Source organism: Chitinophaga pendula (genome assembly GCF_020386615.1).
Taxonomy (GTDB): domain Bacteria; phylum Bacteroidota; class Bacteroidia; order Chitinophagales; family Chitinophagaceae; genus Chitinophaga; species Chitinophaga pendula.
In genome coordinates this window covers 7,559,143-7,579,968 of sequence record NZ_CP077769.1, presented here as the reverse complement: position 1 = coordinate 7,579,968, position 20,826 = coordinate 7,559,143, and the positions used below count along the sequence as shown (strand labels likewise).

The 20,826-nt window shown below is 46.0% G+C and carries 11 protein-coding genes; all 11 read right to left on the bottom strand.

Translation table 11 applies throughout. The features are described from left to right. Window positions 1-46 precede the first annotated feature (46 nt). Complete coding sequence (locus KTO58_RS28690; RefSeq protein WP_095836113.1) at window positions 47-6,610, bottom strand: non-ribosomal peptide synthetase; 6,564 nt, start codon at window positions 6,608-6,610, stop codon at window positions 47-49. A gap of 18 nt (window positions 6,611-6,628) precedes the next feature. Next, window positions 6,629-7,597, bottom strand: a complete 969-nt coding sequence (locus KTO58_RS28685; RefSeq protein WP_095836114.1) for a 2,3-diaminopropionate biosynthesis protein SbnB — start codon at window positions 7,595-7,597, stop codon at window positions 6,629-6,631. A 115-nt stretch (window positions 7,598-7,712) separates the two neighbouring features. Next, complete coding sequence (locus KTO58_RS28680; RefSeq protein WP_095836115.1) at window positions 7,713-10,100, bottom strand: ABC transporter permease; 2,388 nt, start codon at window positions 10,098-10,100, stop codon at window positions 7,713-7,715. Further along, window positions 10,097-11,707: an MBL fold metallo-hydrolase gene (locus tag KTO58_RS28675; RefSeq protein ID WP_095836116.1), complete on the bottom strand. Its 1,611-nt coding sequence runs from the start codon at window positions 11,705-11,707 to the stop codon at window positions 10,097-10,099. The genes KTO58_RS28680 and KTO58_RS28675 overlap by 4 nt, the downstream gene beginning before the upstream one ends. 11 nt (window positions 11,708-11,718) lie before the next feature. Then, complete coding sequence (locus KTO58_RS28670) at window positions 11,719-12,831, bottom strand: exostosin domain-containing protein (RefSeq protein ID WP_157752686.1); 1,113 nt, start codon at window positions 12,829-12,831, stop codon at window positions 11,719-11,721. Next, on the bottom strand, window positions 12,828-13,655 hold the full coding sequence (locus KTO58_RS28665) for a glycosyltransferase (RefSeq protein WP_095836118.1): 828 nt from the start codon (window positions 13,653-13,655) through the stop codon (window positions 12,828-12,830). The genes KTO58_RS28670 and KTO58_RS28665 overlap by 4 nt, the downstream gene beginning before the upstream one ends. A gap of 133 nt (window positions 13,656-13,788) precedes the next feature. Beyond that, window positions 13,789-15,024 carry a peptidase associated/transthyretin-like domain-containing protein gene (locus tag KTO58_RS28660; protein ID WP_157752687.1) on the bottom strand — a complete coding sequence of 412 codons (1,236 nt, stop codon included), beginning with the start codon at window positions 15,022-15,024 and terminating at the stop codon, window positions 13,789-13,791. Between the two features lie 29 nt (window positions 15,025-15,053). Next, window positions 15,054-16,712, bottom strand: coding sequence for a cyclic peptide export ABC transporter (locus KTO58_RS28655; protein ID WP_095836120.1), 1,659 nt, complete (start codon window positions 16,710-16,712; stop codon window positions 15,054-15,056). A gap of 340 nt (window positions 16,713-17,052) precedes the next feature. After that, the gene (locus KTO58_RS28650; RefSeq protein WP_095836121.1) at window positions 17,053-17,544 is read right to left on the bottom strand and encodes a UpxY family transcription antiterminator; all 492 of its coding nucleotides are present in this window, start codon (window positions 17,542-17,544) and stop codon (window positions 17,053-17,055) included. Between the two features lie 312 nt (window positions 17,545-17,856). Further along, the gene (locus tag KTO58_RS28645; protein ID WP_095836122.1) at window positions 17,857-19,233 is read right to left on the bottom strand and encodes an NADH-quinone oxidoreductase subunit N; all 1,377 of its coding nucleotides are present in this window, start codon (window positions 19,231-19,233) and stop codon (window positions 17,857-17,859) included. 105 nt (window positions 19,234-19,338) lie between these two features. Then, window positions 19,339-20,775 (bottom strand): complex I subunit 4 family protein, encoded by a 1,437-nt coding sequence (locus tag KTO58_RS28640; RefSeq protein WP_095836123.1) that lies wholly within the window; start codon window positions 20,773-20,775, stop codon window positions 19,339-19,341. Window positions 20,776-20,826 lie beyond the last annotated feature (51 nt).

The window sequence follows — 20,826 nt, the reverse complement described above, 5'->3', positions numbered from 1 at the left end:
GGCTTAGGTTATTATTAAAAAGCAGTCTCCGACAAAAAAATATTCCTCAAAACTGAAAATCTGCGGTGAACATCGTGGAATTCGAATTACCGGCGCTATCTGTATTTGCAGCCGCCGCATCAGGATTTACCTCATTCAGTGATATCTGGCCATTATTTGATAGTAGCTGCCGGAGCAGGCTTAGCAGCCGGTATTGCAGCAGCTGTATGGTAGCCTGCCTGAACAACGATACATTGTAATTGACCGCGACAGTGATAGTACCATTGTATTCTATAAAATCAAAACGCAGATCGCAGTCCGTCTTATCATCAAACATTCTTTCCAGATAAGGGTATACCTGCAGTCCGCAAGGCATTGGACCAAGATCTACTGCCTGATGCATGACCATTACATCATACAGTCCGGTACGGCCCGGGCGCGACAGTTGTAACTGTTCCGTATAGTGGTCGTAGGAACAGGGATGATCCATTATACGGATCATATCTGATTGTATCACATCTGCCAGCTGGCGGAAAGACATATCACCCGCCATGGCGACACGCAGCAGCAATAACTTGAAATAAAGCCCAACCTGATCCTGCAACTGTGGATGATCTCTGTCAGCCACGGGGATTGCTATCATATATGATTCATGGCTACTATACTTATATAACAGTACATGCACACCAGCGAGTAACAACATAAATGGCGTTACGCCTATATTAGTAGCCATTACCTTTACATCCTGTATCAAAGCTGGTTCCAGGTTAAAAACGAGGCTGGCTGCCGGGTGCAGTCTTTCATTATTGCGAGGTAAATCGACTGGCAATGATGTGACAGGCAGCGGCATTGCCAGATAATTCTTCCAAAAAGTATTCCTCGTATGCACATCCTGCTGTTCTTCATGCCATGCTACATAATCCTTGTACTGTATGCGGGTACGCAGTAAAACCGGATCTTCTTCCGGTGACTGATATAGCTGTAGTACATCTTTTAATAATACAACCAGGGACCCTCCATCGGCAATAACGTGATGTAGCGTCACGAGTAATACATAAGAAGCGTGGCCTTTCTTTACCAGGTGCCAGCGTATCAGCGGTAAACTGCTGACATCGAAAACATGTGTAGCTTCCTTCCGTGCTATATCTGCCAGTACTTCGTCTATAGCAGCATTGTTACTGATGTCTGTATACTGTATATCCGTTGCTTCTTCCGTAGATGGTTGTATATAAAAACGATATTCAAATCCTTTTTTTCTTATTACAGACCGTAGTATCTCGTGTCGTTCCGGCAGCAACCGGGCGGCTTTCTTAAAGCGCTCTATATTTAAATGCCCTTCAATACAGATACCTCCAACCGCATTATTGGTATAATTACCCTGATCCAGCTCATTGGTAATAAGGAAGCGCGTTTGTTCGGTGGCGACTGCATAATCTTCCTGTTCAGGTAAGAGTGGGATATCAGCAGCAGCCTGTTGGCGTGCATTCCTTATTCCATTCGCCATTGCCTCCAGTGTCTGCTGTCTGAATACTATACTCAGACTAAGTTGTACATTCCATTCTTTTCTGATACGCTGGATAAGTTGCATAGCTGATAAAGAATGTCCCCCCAGTACAAAAAAGTTGCTGTACATCGATATTTCGGCCGGTACACTTAGCACGGCAGACCAGAGAGCCGCCAGTCGATGCTCCAGTGGTCCCATATCGCTGGCAGCCGTATCAACAGTAACTGTAATATTGCCTGCTAACGCAAGCAACGCCTTACGATCTGTTTTACCATTATTATTCAATGGCCATTCCTGCGGATGAATAAAACATACCGGCATCATATACGCAGGCAAAGCTGCTGCTACAGCACTTTTCAGTCTGGCAGTATCCTGCTCGGCAGTACCTGCAGTGAATGCAATAAGCGACATCCCGGTGTCCTGTGCATTTTTTGCCAGGACGACCGCCTCTGTTACGCCGGCTACCGTCATCAGCACTTTTTCTATCTCTCCCAGTTCAATACGGTATCCTCTTACCTTTACCTGGTTATCTCTGCGCCAGAGAAAGTAATAATGCCCATCCCGGTCCATATAACCAATGTCACCGGTATGGTATAATATGGTGCCTGGTTCATGAGGATCGGTGGTAAAGACAGCCTGTGTCAGCGTTTCATTATTAATATAACCTCTTCCTACTCCTGTACCGGAGACAGCTATTTCGCCCCGGACATAGGGTGCGCATAAATTACCAGCTCTATCTATCACATATACATTGTTATTCGGCATAGGTTTGCCGATAGGTACTTCCGAAGCAATATTAGCGGCAGTAATATGATGCAACGTCACATCGTCAGAAGCCTCTGCGGGACCATATGCATTAATCAACCGGATAGTATCAGGTAATAGTGCTAATGCTCTTAGTGCCAGTCCCGGTCTGATCTCTTCTCCCGTTACTAACAAACTCTCTAATGCGACATCCGTAGTGTCAGATAACCAGCCTTCATCCAGCAACAGCTTCAAATAGGAAGGGACAACTTCCAGTACGCTTATACGATCTTCGGCCAGACGCTGCGCAAAAGAACCCGGTTGGTAGACTAGTTGCTGGTCATAAATATATACGGTCCCGCCTGTCAGCAACGTCGTAAAGAACTGCCAGACAGATATATCGAATGACTGTGAAGCGTTCTGTGCTATCCGGCTGTCCTCATCTATCTGTAAGTATTCTATAAAACCAAACATATGATTGAGCATACCCCGATGAGTGATCATCACTCCTTTGGGAGCGCCCGTAGAGCCGGAGGTGAACAATACATATGCCAGAGCTACCGGATTGTCTGCTGCTGGCTGTAAGAAAGGATGTTGCTGTAATGTATCCTGCACAGCAGTGATGTTCACGGACTTATCTGTCAGGGAGGAGCCCGCGATATCAGGATGACGTAAAAGTTCATCATCTGTTATCAACAGGCAACGGGCTTCTGAACAGTCCAGCATATAGCGTATACGCGCAACAGGTAACGCGGGGTCCACAGGTACATAGGCACCTCCCGCTTTCCATATACCCAATACCCACCACAGGAACTCGGGTGACCTGTTCAGTAATATTGCCACACAAACATCCTCAGTTACGTTCCATTGTGTACGTAAGTAGGAGGCTATCCTTCCGGATATTTCATCTACCTCCGCAAATGTATAGGTGGTACCATTATAGGCAACTGCCACCCGATCCTTCCAGGCCGGCAGATGGCGTTCGAAATAACTGATATAACTACCGGAGAGATCATAATTACGTACGGGCCCTTTACAATACTGAAGCAATTGCGCCTGTTCATCAACGGAAATATAACTGAATGTATAAAGTGGTTTTTCCGGCTGCCTGTGTACAGCTGTAAGTAATGTAAAGAAATGTGACAAGAGCTGCGATACCAGTGGCTCATCAAAGATGTCCGTATTATAGTGCAGCTTTAATACAAGTCCATCTGGTTGCTGATCGAATTCGAAACTAAGATCATACAAGCTGTGTTTAATTATCCGTGGCTGCATGGTAACAGCAGCTCCCTCCCACAGTAAAAGTTGATCAGCCAGCAACTGGGTGTGATTGTATTCCACCATAATGTCGAACAGCGGAGAACGGCTGCTATCTCTGGCTAATCGCAGGTCCTGCAAAATGAGTTCAAAGGGATACTGCTGGTATTCGTATGCTTCCAGACAGGTATGACGGATATCTTTCAGCAATACAAAAAATGAATCATTGGCAGACAGTTGCGTACGCAATGGGAGCATGTTTATAAAAAGCCCTGGCTGATCCTGGAATCCTGCACGTCCATATGCGGGCGTACCTATAACCAGATCTTCCTCCCCGGTGTATTTGTACAATAATAATTTGACCGTAGCCAGCAACAACATGAAGGGGCTTACCTGGTGTGCTTTACAGAATGCCTGTATCTGTGTGTGCTGGTTCACATCGAGCTGCCGGGAGATCATAGCACCATCATAGGTTTTAAATTCCGGCCGCGCCTTTGTACCGGTTATATTCCATCCCGATGCGGCATATGCCAGTTTTTGCTGCCAGTATTCGGCTGCCTGCTGCCCTTCTATATCGGCCAACCATTGCTGCTGCCATGCTACATAATCTTTGTATTGCGGGAAAAAGCATGTCTGCCCTACCTGTTCTCCGCGCATAACAGCATTATAGTGGATGGTGAGCTCATTCAGCAACAGTTTCACCGACCAGGCATCTGTGATTATATGATGGATATTGAGGATTAGGTAATGTATTGTACCGCTTTTACTCAACAGATGCGTACGCATGAGCGCATCTTTTCCGAGATCAAAACCATAATCATTCTCTTGCCTGATCAATGAATCAGCAATATGCCTGATATCCGTTTCATCCGGCAACACCCTGTGTTCAAAAAAGAACGGACTATCAGCTACATCCATGATTTCCTGCACCGGCCCGACATCTGTCACTGCAAACCGGGTACGGAGTATCTCATACCGTGTGATCAGCTGGCGCTGAGCTGTTACCAGCGCTGCCACATTTAGCGTCCCTTTTATACCAAATGCAAGTACATTATTGTAGGCAGTATTATGGTGTTCTCTTTCATGATGAATATACCACAGTCCTTTTTGGGCATGCGATAAAGGCCAGCTACCTGAAGAAGCCGATGTAAGCACCGATACTTTTTCCCGGCGAGGTATTGCGGTTGTGATCTTGGCTGCAATAGCCGCTATGGTAAGATCTCCGAAAAAGTCCTGTACAGGCAAACGCACTTCATATATCGCCTGTATAAACCCGGCCAGCTGCATGATAAGCAAACTATTGATGCCACCGGAGAACAGCAGGTCATCAGCAGTAAGGGTATCATCAGCGAGCATATGGCGTACTTTTTTCAGCAATGTAGTTTGTATGTCCCCCTTATCTTCTTTCGTACCGGATGATAGTAACATATCATCAAAAGCACCTGATAAAAAGCTTTCCCTCAGCCGGAAGTACTGCACTTTTCCACTGGTAGTCTTGGGTACTTTTTTTAATGGTATTACATGCAGTACATTCAGCCCGGCCTGCTCCCATATGGCTTTTTTGATGGCAGCTGCTACGGGGATGAATTCGGACAACGCCCCCCGGAACACGACAAATATCAGCAGTTGTTCCAGCAGGTCCTCCGCTGGCGTCACACCGCATGCGATTACCACCGGTCTATCAAGCTGCGAAGCTCCTTCTGCTATGGCCTCAATATCACTGGGGTAATAGTTACGCCCATTGATAATAATAATATTTTTAGCACGCCCTGTTACCACTAGCCGGCCATTTCGTATAAAGCCCACGTCACCGGTACGTAACCATTCCTGTTCGAGGAAAGCAGATACTGTTGCTGCTTCATTCCGATAGTACCCTTTGGTAACATTCGGTCCTTTCATACAGATATAGCCGATGTGCTCATCCGGCAGTTCCTGGTCTTTATCGTCGATGATGCGTAATTGTAAGTTGTCCAGTACAGCGCCTACTTCTACCAATGTACTGCCAGCAGCATCTGTTGGCTGCAGGAACTGCACTTTATCGCCTGTATTAAGATAATTGCGGTCCATACGGTGATAGGTCATACCCGTACCCGGCTCGCAAAAAGTAGCACCTACAGAAGCTTCTGCCATTCCATAACAGGGAAGCATGGTCCCTCGCTGCAGCCCGAAAGGTGCCAGTTTTTCCAGGAATATATTTGCGACTTCTGCTGATACAGGTTCTCCTCCATTAAAAATGATCCTTATGCAGGACAAGTCCCAGTCATATAAATGCGCATCATCGAAGAGGGAAATAAAATATTTGAGCCCAAAATTATTGGTATAAAGTATGGAAGCCCGGTACCGGCTTACTTTCTGCATCCATTGCAGGGGCCTGCGCCGGAAAGCGTCAGTGGGCACGATATACTGATCAATGCCCGCCATAGTGCTCATCAGGTGAGCCAGTATTAATCCCATATCGTGCGTCAGCGGTACCCAACTGAGCATACGGTCGGCTACCGTGATCTTCATCCGCCGTAGCATGGCTGCAATGTTATGCAGTACATTACAATGGGTCAGGGATATTCCTTTCGGATTACCGGTAGACCCCGAGGAGAATTGTATAAATGCCAGCTGATCCTGTATTCCTTCCGTAGCGATATCGTTCAGTGGCACCGGCGTAACAGCATCAAATGTCTCTGGCTGCAGGCCCGTGAATGCTCTTCCCTGAAAGGCCGCTGTCATCGCCGGCTCCTGTTCTGCGAGATAGTTTTCCAGGTATTCCTGCTGACGAGGACTGCAAATAATATAGGGATTGGCCAGCTGTTTCCATACCTGCCATACTTTATGCTTATAGTCTTCCTGGGTACCTACAGCCAGCGGGACAGGTATGATCCCTTTTATCAGGCAGGCCCAGAAAATACAGATAAACAGTTTGCTGTCCTCTACCTGCATCACGAGCTCATCACCCGGGCACATACCTCCGGAAGTCAATACTTCGCCCATACGGAAACTGATCCGAATGAGAGCGGCATACGACAGATAGTCGGGAGTATCCCCCCCACGGTCGAAATATATACCTGCATCCTCTTTCGCATGGTATTCCATCAGTACAGCAGTCAAGCTACCTCTATTCTCCAATGTATACATACCGTCTTTTATAGGTAGTTAATCGAGCTGAACACCTATTCCCTGCGCTATGGCAGTTTCATAATATAGTTTACCCACAGCAATATCGAAGATCGCCATCCCCATCGGGTTAAACATGCTGACACTATCCGGTGCAAGCGTAGTGAAAGGTCTGTTGAGAACAAATTCAGCAATAGAACAAGTTTCTGACTTCTGCAATCCTTTCTGCTGGTGCATATGCTCAATGTTGGTATTTTCCCTGCATACTTCTTCCCAATTGTCCACAATCATCAGCTGTACATGGTCCCTGAAGTCTGCGTGATAATCACGAAGGGATACGTTCAGATGAATGGATCCCGGAAGAGGAACCGCCTGTATGTAAGGAGAGGATGCTACCGTACAGGTGATCACAATGTCGCATCCGGCAACGATTGGTTCCCAGCTATCTTCGATCTTTGTCAACGGACGTATGGCTGCTGGTATGATATCTGAATCGATCCCTTTCAGGTCATGCAGGTGATAGGCTGCTACCCGGTCGCCCGCTAACCACTGCGCCATTTCCAGGTGCAGCTGGCCTATGGGTCCCATACCGAGGATACCCACACGGAGATCTGTCCGTTGCGGATAGGCGTCGAGGTAATCAGCCAATATAAGCCCGGTAACGCCAGCAGTACGAATACCACTGATCAGCGGGCTATTAATTATACAAACCGGCACCCCGTTATCCGCATTATTGAGAATACTTACAGAATGGGCCCTGGGCAACTGTTGCTCTATATTACCTGGAAAGCTGGCTATCCATTTGATGCCTGCCACATCCATTTTGCCCCCGACATATGCCGGCATGGAGATAATACGGTTTCTTGGATCTTTGTAACGTACATATGATTTTATAGGCTGATGATAATCCTGATTACCCGCAGCAATCGATGCATTACGTATCGTATTGATCACTTCCGGCCACAAAGGTGTAATATCTTTCAGGTGAGAGGTATTGAGATAAAGCATATACAGGTTTAAAGATGAGAAGATCAATTACAGTACGGCAGCCAGCAGCGGGAGCTAGCGCCATGTTGGCATAGCAAAGGTGTTGATAGCGGTGATAAAGCTGACAGATGTATATTTATTCTGCACGCAGGAACTTCACAACTTTCTGGCGTGCGATCCTACCGGCATGATAACTCGTAGTTCCGATGACAATAAAAACAGATAACAGGATGGTTCCGGCAAAATATATCCAGCTGAATCCGATCCTGTAAGTATACTCTCTTAACCACAAGCTGATAAGATAAGCAGCCAGGGGTAAGGCAATAATATTAGCAATCAGGCACAGGCGTAGAAAACGTTTCACATACAAGTAGAATATTTCCGGTGAGGAGCATCCCAGTGCTTTCCGTATTCCCATCTCTTTTTCCATACGAGAGGAGAACATAGCGGATAATCCGAAGATGCCGAGACAAGTAATCAGCAATACAGCGGCTGTACCTTGCATGAGGATAGCGACCAGTTTACGGTCATTTTTATACAACTGATCATATTTATCTTCCAGGAACTCGTACCGGAAGGGAGCACTTCGAAAATGTGTCTTATAGATATCTTCTACTTTTTTGATCGTACCGCCGGCGTTATTACCTACCAGCTTAATGTGCATGTACTTACAACGACCATTTTTGGGAGACAACATCAATACCAGCGGCTCTATCGGATTATGCAGGGAGTTGATATAAAAATCCTTTACGACCCCTACAATAGCAGCATCACGATCACTGGTACCACCTGCTTCCAGCGGCCCTTTTAATCTTTCCTGCAATGGATCTCTCCAGCCCATCTGTTTTACCAGTGTTTCATTCACCAGTACAGCACCGTTGTAATCAGAAGGAAAATCAGGATTAAAGTTCCTACCTGCTGTCAGGGTACATCCCATGGTCGGAATGTAAGATTCATCCACATAATAGCTGGTGATCACTTTATCCTTGGCTTTTCCTTGCATATTTACCCGGAAGATATTTTTGATATCTTTCTCTGCCGGTGCAAAATCATCGCTGCTGACAGCCATGATGCCAGGCTGTTTAAGCAGCGACTGTTTAAATACAGATGCTTTACCAGCCTCGCCTACAGGCACTTCTACCGATAGTATATTTTTATTATTAAGTCCAAGATCTATCGTAGAGATGTAATGAACCTGTCCTCTTATTACAAATATCATCAGGAGCATAATGATCGACACGCCGAACTGAAAAAGCACGACCAGCTGCATGGCAGAGAACTTCACCCTTCCGGCCACCAGCCTTTTCTGCAGCATTTGCTGCGGGCTGTATTTGAGTAGTCCGAACAAGAGATACAATACGGATACGACACCTGCCAGCAATATGACGAGCAAGTACATTACCAGAATGCGTGCATCATACAGGATGCCTGCACCGATACGTTTATCCACAAATGCAGATACTACTGGCAACAGGATCAGCACCAGACCTATTGCGAGTAACAGTACGACCAGGGTGATAGTCATAAACTCTGTAACGAACTGCCCTGCAATATCCCGTGGGGTAGCACCCAGCACCCTTTTCATACCTACCTCTTTGACCCTTCTTATAGAATTGGCGATATTTATATTGATGTAACTGCAACAGCCGATCAGCAGGAAGAAGAATGCTATGCTGAATAACATGTAGATATATCCCATACTACCAGCTGGTGAAAGCTCATCTTCCAGGTCTGTGGTCAGATGGATATCCGGTAGCGGTATCAGGCGAAGGGCCATCGTTGCATTATATTCTTTTACAGCCTCTTCAATATGCGTTTTCGAAAAAACATCCAGTTTTCTGCTAAGCGTGCTTTCATCCGTTTTCTCATTCCGCATGATGTAGGTATATACGTCAATTTCATCCCATGCATCCTGCAGGTTAAACGTATTGTAAGCGATCAGCACATTGAATTGCAGATGGCTGTTACCGGGAATGTTACGTACGACGCCGGTGACAATCAGCGGGAATTTGTCCAGGAAGTTGAGTGTCTTTCCGATTGGATCCGCCTCTCCGAATACTCTACGGGCAAAATCTTCTGTAACGACCACACTACCCGGATTTTCCAATGCAGTGGTATCACCTTTGACCAAGGGGAAAGAGAAGAACCGGAAGAAATTAGGCTCCGCAAGCAATACTTTCTTCTCCATGAGTTTCTTACCCTGGAAATCGAATATACCGCTTTCATATTGCCGGATCCTGGTGAAATCGGTCACGTCTGACAGATCGGAGACGATAGCATGGCCCAGCTGACGGGGACTTACCGCCAATCTGTTGCTATTGCCTTCTATGGTGACTGCTGTAGATACCCGGTATATCCGGTCCTTGTACTGATGAAAATCGTCATATCGTAACTCATACACAGCGAGAATAAATGTTATCAGCGCACAGGTGATACCCGTGAGCAGGCTCAGAAATCCTATGAAATATGTAATCTTATTATGAAGTACATTTCTCCATAACAACTTGATATTATTTGCTATCATACGAGCTCGTAATTATATAGAAGTTCTTTTTCTCCATATAGTCGTTCTGCTACAATACCCTTTGATTCACATTCCCGGATCAGTTTATTCGACTGTACGATGGGATTGGACTCATCGGTGTATTTAATACTACTGATAAATTCCAGCCAGGGTTCCTGTCCCATTGCGTATACATATATCTCTTTCGGATGGAAGATATCTACCAGGTGCATGCCTCTCTCATAATCAGAACCGCTCAGGCGACGGGAAGCGTCTTTGTCCCGTGCCAGGTCTTGCTGTAACAACGGACCATACAGCCAGGACAACGGGGCTCCATCGCACTCCATACCCAGGAATATCACATCTACATCACCCGTCTGTCTATAAATATGATGATATAGTTCAGGCGTAACAATACGGGAGTCTGCTACAAATAGTATAGAAAACTGTCCCGCTTTCACATGGTAACACAACTTAGAACGAATATCCAGGTCACTATGTTCACCGGTAAATGGAATGCCGGTAAGTACGAGGTTATCCTCCAGCTGAATGTTTTCCATTTCTCCCACACTGATCACCTGGTCAAAGCCGGTATGCCGGAACATTAGTTCCAGGCTTGGGTCCTGTAGGGAGCCTCCGCCAGAGCGGGGTACGACCAGTTTGCCGATCTTATGTCTCAGCGGCAATAAAGTCTCAAACAGGATATGGTCCTGGTGATTATGGGTGATCAGCACATAGTCTATTTTTTCGGGCAGGTCATAATCTGAATAGTGGGATATGCTGTGTTCATAACCATAGTAGCTGATCAATGGGTCCAGCAGGATGCTCACTTCATTGGTTTCGATCAGGATGCAGGCATGACCAAAATAACGCATACGGATCTTATCGCCGGTATAGCGATTATAGGGAGTAGGAGGTGTTGATACAAAAAGATCCCGGAACAATGGCTCTTGTGCAGGTGTAATACCAAAGATGTCGGCCAGGTGTTTGTAAGACGCCGGCTTCCGTTTGGCGCTGGCAAGTTCATCGATCTCTTTGGCCCTGAAAGGCATAGGCAGATGCAGTACATGTGGTTCATCCAGCCTGGGAGTGCTCAGGCAGAAAGGCCGTTCATCATTATTGGTGATCCACAACGCAATAGACTGCGCCGATTCATCATAGTATTCACTCTGATATAACAATGGTTCGAACAAGCGGAACGATGGATTATTTTCCAGGTCATACACCAGTTCCACATAACCTTTCAGCGATGCCGGTACTTTATCGTATAATGCTTCCATGCCATAACCGGTGGCTTCCCGCTTCAGCAAGGCATTTAATTCCCGGATAGCAGCCACCAATTTGATCTGTGCAGCCTGGTCCATTTGCGTCGCTTCGCGCAGCCGTTTGATGTCTTCCACCCTATTTTCCTGGTAATCCATAAAAGGGCCACCTTTCATCTTCGCATTACGTGCAGCTGCAGCGTGAATAGCAGGCGCCTGAATGTAACTGTCCATGATCTTCATATGCCGCCCTACTACATTCATAGCAGCAGTGGCAGGAGAGATCAGGTGAGACCACGCATACCACCGCTTGAAAAGTGGTTCTATCACGGTGTTGGGCTTGAGATACACTTCATCCATTGTCATAGGTAAAACTTTTATGATTTATCTGCCGTCACTGGCCGGGCTATTATACTAAGTCTTGATAGTATCATGGATAACAATCCGTTCACTGTAAACTGCTGCTGATACTGCTGTACCCCTTGTTGCAGACGGGCAGTTACCTGCGGACGCATGCGAAGCAGTATGTCATCAATATCAGACAACATTGACTCTGGCAATGTAATACTGAACATGTCCCAGGGAAGATATTCTGGAAAAGGTTTGACATATCCATCCGCCATTACAACCGGGATAGCTCCTTTCACCACAGACTCAAACAAGCGGAAAGACCAGGCCGCAATCCCTCTGGGACAAAGGCTGAACACACTTTGCTGAGGTATAGTCAGGAATTTGTTTTCTGCGCCAGGATGTGCAGATACCCCTTTCCCGATAAATGCATGTGCCTGGTTACGGGCTGCCATTGCTTCCCAGATGGGCTTTCTGGACGGGCTTCTCACGAAGCCTTCGGGCCATCCGGATTTATAATATTCTCCTGCAAAGGAAAAATGGTAAGGACGGTTGCCGGCATCCGGCGTCACAATATCGACGGGTATGAGCGGAAAAATGGCGATATCTCCCAGCAGATCAACCGTGGATTCAAAATGTATGATCACGTCATCAGGCCGTACGAATGCAGGGAAATATTCGTCTGCTGCGGCCTGATATTCCTCCAGGCAAACTCTTTCAAATGGTAGCGAGCGTCGTACAGGGCGCATGCAGAAATCGCTGATACAGCAAAACAACAACCGCTTATGTCGATATTGTGGCAGGATCGTACTCATCACCTCATCGATCTCTTCCTTGCATTGCGGATAAAAGAAGAGATTAAACGGTAATACCAGGAAATCCGCCGTTGCAGGGTCTGCGACCACTGCCGCCTGTTGTAGGCAATGCAGGACTACCGTAAAAGTGGCATAGTCTTCCGGGTAGAACTCCGGATTAAGCAGCGCATAATGTTCCTGAAAAGCAGCGACGTCTTCCGGCAATGGGATAAAGTACAATCCGATATCTTGCCGGGGCTGAGCTGTAAATCGTTCCAGGTGGAATTGCACCTGACTGATGCAGGCTGCTTTCTTATCTGCCAGGTATTGACTGGTCGCTATACTCATACCGCTGCTGAACTTATAAGACGTTCCCATTGTGCGATATCTGCACTATAAGAACCACTGAAACGGCCGGCCTGGTAGTTACTCAGGCATACCATAAAATTCCGTTTGTCATTCTCTTCTTTCGTATTACTCTTGAAGAAACGTTTGGTATCATCGTGCGTAAGATGTGTACCACTACCGAGTTTCTTACATTGCAATCCCAGTTCGAGTTGCAATCTTACCAACAGATCCAGGTCTTCCCATCCCCATCCTTGTAGCCGGGAGTTCATACCATTCACACGAATGAAATGTTCTTTTGATACGAATACTAAACCAGGTCCTGTCCTGGCTTCTGCATCGAATCTTACCAGGTCGGTTTCCACCAGTGCTTTACGCCCGTCTTTAGTGGATATCTCCAGGTAATACAGCAGATGCGCCAGGCCGCCGGTGTCATCAAATTCATCAGGATCACTTTCTGACTCCAGCACTTCATCAATCGTCAGGAAACAATGTTGTTCGCTAATAGCAGCTATCATATCTGTAAAGGAGTCTTTATTGAGCATCATATCTGCATCCCAGAAGAAAAGATAGGGGAAGCGTGCCAGGTGTGCACCTACATTCATGCATAGCGATTTATTGAATTCTTTCAACGGCAGATGGCAAGTCGTTACGTTGCTATAACCTGCGACAATGCTATCCAGCTGTGCTTCATCACCGCCACCATTGACAACGATCACCTCTGCATTGGGATATTTACTAAAAACACTCTGATTAACCTTTAGTGTATGGGAAAGTTCCTGGCGATTATACCAGGGAATAATTACAGAGAAAGTAACATCATGCATTATTCAGGAGTATATAGTTAACAATAACACAGGGTAACGTCTGGTGCTGACGGCGTTAAAACGATATCAGCACCAGGATGGGGCACGGGCTCGACCAGCTGCTGCTCAGCGCAGTAACAGGTATGGCAGGGTCCTACTTACCGGAACGGGTAAACTGTGTTTCCAGCGGCGTTTTAGCATTCATATCCGGAATCAGTTTTTTGTCACGTGGAATCTGTTCTGTATAACGGTATCCTTTCCAGAATGCAGGATCATATTTCATTTTCACCTGCTCTATATATCTGGACCTGGACGGAGGTTTTGAGGAAAAAGATAGCTGGCGGTTATACACCGTCAGTTCAGAGTTTTCATAATACTCATTCAGCTTGTCACCACTGACACGATCATAAAATTCATAGCTGATCTGCACCTGCAGATACTTCATAAATACCTTTTCATTCTCTTCATCAAATACGTAAGTGCCCTTCAGGCTTTCCAGGCGCAGCCCCATTCTACCACCACCAGACATAGACGCGGGGAATTTGTCCAGTTTTTTATCACCATCGTAGTCAATACGAACGATCTTATTATTCGGTGGCTGTATATAGAATACCGCATCCAGTGCGAAATCGTTGACCTCTGGCTTTACGTTTGCATTGACAACATATATCATCTTGCCATCCTGGGAAGTGACCTTTTTGAGTTCATAATCCCAGTAGTCTTTACTGATATAGTCCATGATCCGTTTCTTATCCCGGATGAGATTATAGCTGTGAAAAAGCTCCGTAGGTGGTACGATAGGATTGGGTTTGATCGCACGGGGATCGTCACTTTTACGTAGTTGCCGGTAATCCAGTACTACCCCCCTGGTCTGATTAAAACCCGGGTCGTAGGCCTTAATATCTGCCTCGTTGAGTTTCACATAGGCGCCATCTTCTTTTATAGAAAAACGATAAAAGCAATCCATTTCACAGGGAGCATTATAGAAATTATCTGCCACTTTACTCATTGCGCTGACGATCATTTCCTTGGGAGAACGGTTACCTACCAATACTTCATTCAGTACATATACGGTATCCTCCAGGGTAATGCGATTGAAAGCGGAGAAGTCGATTTTTTTAACTGGCAGCAGGTAATTGCGGAAACCTACTGAAGTGATAACGATTGTATCGCTCATTTGGGATGCGTCCAGGTGCAGTTCAAACAATCCTTCGTTATTGGATACTGCGCCTGCGCTGGAATGTTGTCTGAGGTTAAGGCTGGCGTATGGCACAGGAGTTTTGGCGTGTGCCGCCTGCAGCTGCCCTTTAAAGACAAGCGTGGAAGCGGACTGGCTCCTGGCTACTGTTACTGATAGCAGCAATAACAATGAACAAAAAAGTGCCTTCATAGCTGATAGTGTTTATTTTGGGTTATAGGTCAATTGACTTTCTCATGGGGTCTTACTACCGGTAGTTCCTGCAGGATACCAACATCCATTTTAACCATCCGGTCGGCCAGATAAAAATAGCGGTCGTCATGGGTCACCAGCAGCATTGTCTTTCCGTGGTTTTTAAAAGTAGGTAAAAGATCCTGATAAAAATAGGCCCTGAATTGCGGATCTTGTTCAGCCGCCCATTCATCCAGTACCAGCAGGGGTTTGTTCTCCATCAATGTATGGATCAATGCGAGACGCTTTTGTTGTCCTTTTGACAAATCGGTATATATGAACTCTTCTTTTTCGTCAATTTTCACAATATCGGCTAATCCCATCAAGGCAATGTATTCATTCATCTCCTGGCGTTGCGAAACAAAATCATAACCTGCATAGTTATTACGAAACAGGTAGCTATCACTGAAAACAGTTGCGATACAATCCCGATAGGATTGTATATTATCTTCCGTTACAGGAATGCCATCCATCAGTAGCTGGCCCTCTGCCGGTAAGGTCAGGCCAGTGAGAATGTTGATCAGGGTGCTCTTTCCGCTGCCATTTCCGCCTGTAATAAATACCGTTTCTCCCTTTTTAAAGGTCACACTGACAGGGCCCAGCCGGAAGGTCTTCTCCTGACGCGCATCATAATACTCATAGGTTACGTCTACCAGCTCCAGTTGTTGAAATGTCTCCGGCTTGAATACCTCATTACCGTGACCGATCAGTGTCATTTTATCAGCAGACAACTCTGTCTCAAATTGCTTCAGTCTTTCCAGTGATATAGCCATTCGCGTTACATTGGGAAGTAATCCTAGTAACGAGTTAAGCGGTGTCAGTAAAAAGAGTATCGTGACGATATAATTGGATAAATTTTCAGGCGCGATCACAACAAACAGCGGCAGTGCGAATATGATAAATCCAATGATGATATACCAGCTGTAGGTGCCGAACAGTTCATTATTAAAGTACTGCTCCGATGTCGATATGCTCAATTCCTTTACTGTAGTACGGTTCACACCCAGGAAGCGATGATAGATATTATCATTTTTAACACGGCTCATTTTAATTTTAGTAAAGCCATTCAGCAGGTCGTGTATATTCTGATGATATCCTTCACTCAGGTCCCTGAGCTGGTTCATGCTTTTACTGATGTGTTCATTTCTGAAATAGAATATCAGCGCCAGCGATGTTATTACCCCTAATACCAGCAAACCTCCTGGTACAGAGATGAAAAAAAAGTATATAACGACAATAGTCAGTATAATGGTAGCATTGAATACTTCGATAAAAGATTGTGGGAAAGTGCTAACGGCGTAAGCATCTGAAATGGAAGAATACACTCTTTGATTGCCTATTTTCCTGAACTTGTTAAAGTCAGCAAAGCGAAGACTATTGAAAATAGACATGTTGACATCGTAAGACAGTTCATTGGTGATCCGTATCATATAGCGCTGAAAGATTCTGCTGGCCAAAAAAGACAGCAGGATCAGGGCGACGAATACGATCCAATCGTAGCCATTTGCATAGGGAAGCGGTTTTCGGTTAATTGTATTATTGATCAGTATCAGTAACAGGCTGGACCAGACGGAATTGATACCAGCCAAGAGGGCCAGGAATACGAAAAAGGCCTTTGACCTGCGTTGCAGCCATTTAAAAATGATCATTTGATTGACAATCTTTTGGGTATAAGAATACGTCTAACAACTATTACAGGTATCTAGTTGGCTCGGGGCGGTAGGGTAGATCTGATCAAGGCCGGGCTTCGCCGTTTCAAGTCACAGTCACTTGATCAATTAATCTCAGGAGCATTACTAAATAGTAAAGTATATATAAAACTAAAAAAGTATGTCTTTCTTAACGGTTCGGGAACATTCAATTATATAACGCTAGTGCTGGCAAATTTGCTGTCTTGATAAATACATGTACAGCTCTCTAAATTCCTGTTGGTTAAGGTTTGTACAATATACAATGATTTTTGATTTTTACAAATTCAGGATGCACTTGTCACAGCAGTAATACATCTTCCCGATCTACCTCTACGGAGATCGCCTGGTTAAGGAGAGGCATACGTACTAATAAACGGGTTTTCCCCAGCTTTTTCAGGACCATTCCCTCCACACCGGAGAATACCCCGCCTACCACCCTGATCCGGTCGCCATAGGCCGTCTGAGACTCATATTCGAGCGTATGCTGGTGATTGACCAGCAGGGCTATACTCGCAATCTCCTGCTCATCAACAGGCACAGGTTTCCCATCAATCGAAACAAACCGTATTACACCTGCCAGTTCCAGGAATAATGCCTTGTTGGACAATGCCGTCCGTACAAAAATGTAATTCTTAAAAAGTGGTTCGCAAACTTTTTTTACCCGGTCACTCCATTTCCGGGCTACCGTGATAGTGGGTAAATAATACTGACAATTTAGCGCCTCCATGTTATCCGCTATCTTCCTTTCATACTTTGGGCGGGTGTACAAAACATACCATTTGTGCTCCATAGGTTCGCAGTTTTTGCCTTTTCATAACAATCTGATAGCGAATCCTGTATAAGTCGTACATAGATCAACATTCACATAGGACCAGGATCTTATTAACGTACATATTGGGTGTACTCTTGTGCTCTTAACTGAACTAAATTTATAAACAAAATTTTTATTTTCCTATCCCCGGACCTCCTTTCCGGACATTTTTATAGGAAAACAGGGGTCGCTACAGCACACTCATCCATTATAAACACGGAGGGTGACCAGCAGCAATAAAATGCTTTTGGTCACCCTCGGTTATGATGAGATCGTATCCGATCTTTTATACTATAAACATTGTAACAGCAGGCCCGGGAAGATACCTAACAGTATCACGATCACGGCAGTTATTACCAGTGCGAATTTGAAACCGCTGCTGATAGGTGCGATCTCCGCTTCTCCTTGCTTGAAGTACATAGCGATGATCACGCGGAAGTAGTAATATACACTGATAGCTGCGCATATCACCGCCAGTATTACCAGCCATAACAGTTGCCCTTGTTTGATAGCAGCTGCCAGTACGAAGTATTTGGCAAAGAAACCGGCTGTCAGCGGAATACCTGCCAGGGAAAACAGGAAGATAGTTGTTACTACGGCTATCAGCGGCTCGCGTTTGGCCAGGCCGTTAAATCCTTCCAGGGTGTAGTCCTTCAGTTTCAGCAGCACGGCAAAGATACCGATGGTAGCTATGCTATAGGCAGCGGCATAGAGGATGATACCCTGCAGGGCCAGCTGGTTCAGCGCGATCACGGCCAGCAGCATGAAACCCGCTTGTGCAATACTGGAATAGGCCAGCATACGCTTTACACTTTGCTGGAATACAGCGGTGAAGTTACCAACGATCAGGGTCAGCGCAGTAATTACCGCCAATACCCAGGTCCAGTGAGCAGTGATCGTTTCCCCGGAAAAACCGGTATGGAACAACCGCAGGAAAGCAATGAAACCACCCGCCTTTACCACTGTCGCCATAAAAGAAGTGAATACGGTAGGAGAACCATCGTATACATCCGGTGTCCAGAAATGGAAAGGAGCAGCAGATACTTTAAAGGCGAGGGAGAAAGCCAGTAATATTACACCACACAGGGTAAGCGGGTTAATAGCGCCCGTTCCCAATGCCAGTTCATGAATGTTGAAAGTACCGGCGGCACCATAGATCAGGGTGATACCCATCAGCAGGATGCCGGTAGAGAAAGAACCCATCAGGAAGTACTTCAGGGCAGACTCGTTACTTTTGAGGTTCCTGCGATCACTACCTGCCAGTACATACTGGGGGATGGAAATGATCTCGATCGCGATGAACAGGATCAGTAGCGAGTTAAAGGTGGACGCCAGCGTGATACCTGCCAGTATAAAGAATTGCAGCGCAAAATAATCGGCTACATGTTCTCCTACTTTTTCAAATGCACTGCCTGACAGCACAAAGTATAAAAAGGTAGCGCCCAGGGCTACTGCGTTAAACAGAATGCTGAACCTGCTCACTTCGATCATACCAAAATATACCCGCGAAGGATCGCTTCCCAGCGCAGGCAATTCGGCCAGATTAGCTCCAAACGCTATCAGCACCAGCGCCATGGCAAAATACTTAACGTGCTGCTTATTGCTTACGAACAGCCCCACAAACATCAGCACAACGCCAGATAAAGCAGTAGAAATTAATGCATTCATATTCTTGTGTTACAAAACCTTTAATTGGGTATCCGGTCGCTTTCCGTTTCCTGCCACACTATCGCTGGTACACTACGGTCGGACCGTACATCATTCTGTTTGACTTTAAAACGCCTTATTCACCAGTTCAGTAGTGCCGCTCACCAGCTCCAGCATAGGCTTGGGATATATCCCCAATGCGAAGATGATCACCACCACTATGCCGATAGCCAGCATCTCACCAGGCTGCAGGTCTTTTACGGACTCGGTCAGCGTCTTACGCTCACCGAAGATCACCCGCTGGATCATCGTCAGCATATATACCGCGGAGAGGATAATACCCAGACCGGCCACCGCCATGAACCATACATTGTATTGGAATAAGCCACTGAACATCAGGAACTCGCCGATGAAACCATTCGTCAACGGTAACGCCACATTCGCCAGGGAAATGATCACCAGCGCGATCGCCATACGCGGCGCCGTCTGGGCAATACCTCCCATTTCGTTCATATTCCGCACATTGAGACGCTGCTGGATGATCTCTACAATGATCCACAACCCGATGATGTTAACACCGTGGTTGAACATCTGTACCTGTACACCCTGCAGGCTCTGCTCATTGTTAGCGAATATAGCCGCGGCCATCAGACCGATGTGTGCAATAGAAGAATAAGCGATCAGGCGTTTGATATCCTGCTGTACGATCGCAATGCAGGAAGCATAGATGATACCGATAATAGACAGTACGATCGCTACCTCCGCCCACATATTCGCTCCTTGAGGCAATACCGGCAACAGCCAGCGCATTACACCAAAAAGACCCATCTTCACCATTACACCAGACAGGATCATGGTCACCGCTGTAGGAGACTGCTCGTAAGTATCCGGCTGCCAGGTGTGAAAAGGAAATATCGGCATCTTGATCGCAAAGGCCACAAAGAACAACCAGAATAACCAGGACTGCTCATTGGCAGACAATTGCAGGCTGGTAAAGGTAGTATAGCTGAAAGAACCATCCGGTGTCTGTATGTACAGGTAGATGATACCTACCAGCATCAACAGCGAACCGGCAAAAGTGTATACAAAGAATTTAAAGGTAACAGGGATGCGTTTCTCACCTCCCCACATAGAACAGAGAAAGTAAACAGGAATAAGGGCCAGCTCCCAGAATACATAGAACAACAAAGCGTCATAAGCGGTAAACACCCCTATCAGCCCTGCCTGTGTCAGCAGCATCAACCCGTAGAAGCTACCCGGACGCTCATAGTCCCGGCTGTAAATGGTGACAAACACCAGTACAAAAGAAATAGCTGTCAGCAATACCAGCATCATAGCCATTCCATCCAGCCCTACATTAAACTGGCTTCCCAATTGAGGTATCCATCCCGTAACGACATGCAGGCTCTCCGGAGCGTTCCGGAACTGTACCCATGCTCCAATCGTTACTGCCAGGGATGCCAGGGAAGAAATTATACCCAGCGTTTTAGGCCCCGATCCTTTCAGGCCGAACGAAAGGCAGCCTGCTATCAAAGGAATCAATATTAGTAAAACTGTCAACATAACTTTTATCTATTGTACTCGTACCTTATACCCGATACACTGTGCTTAATA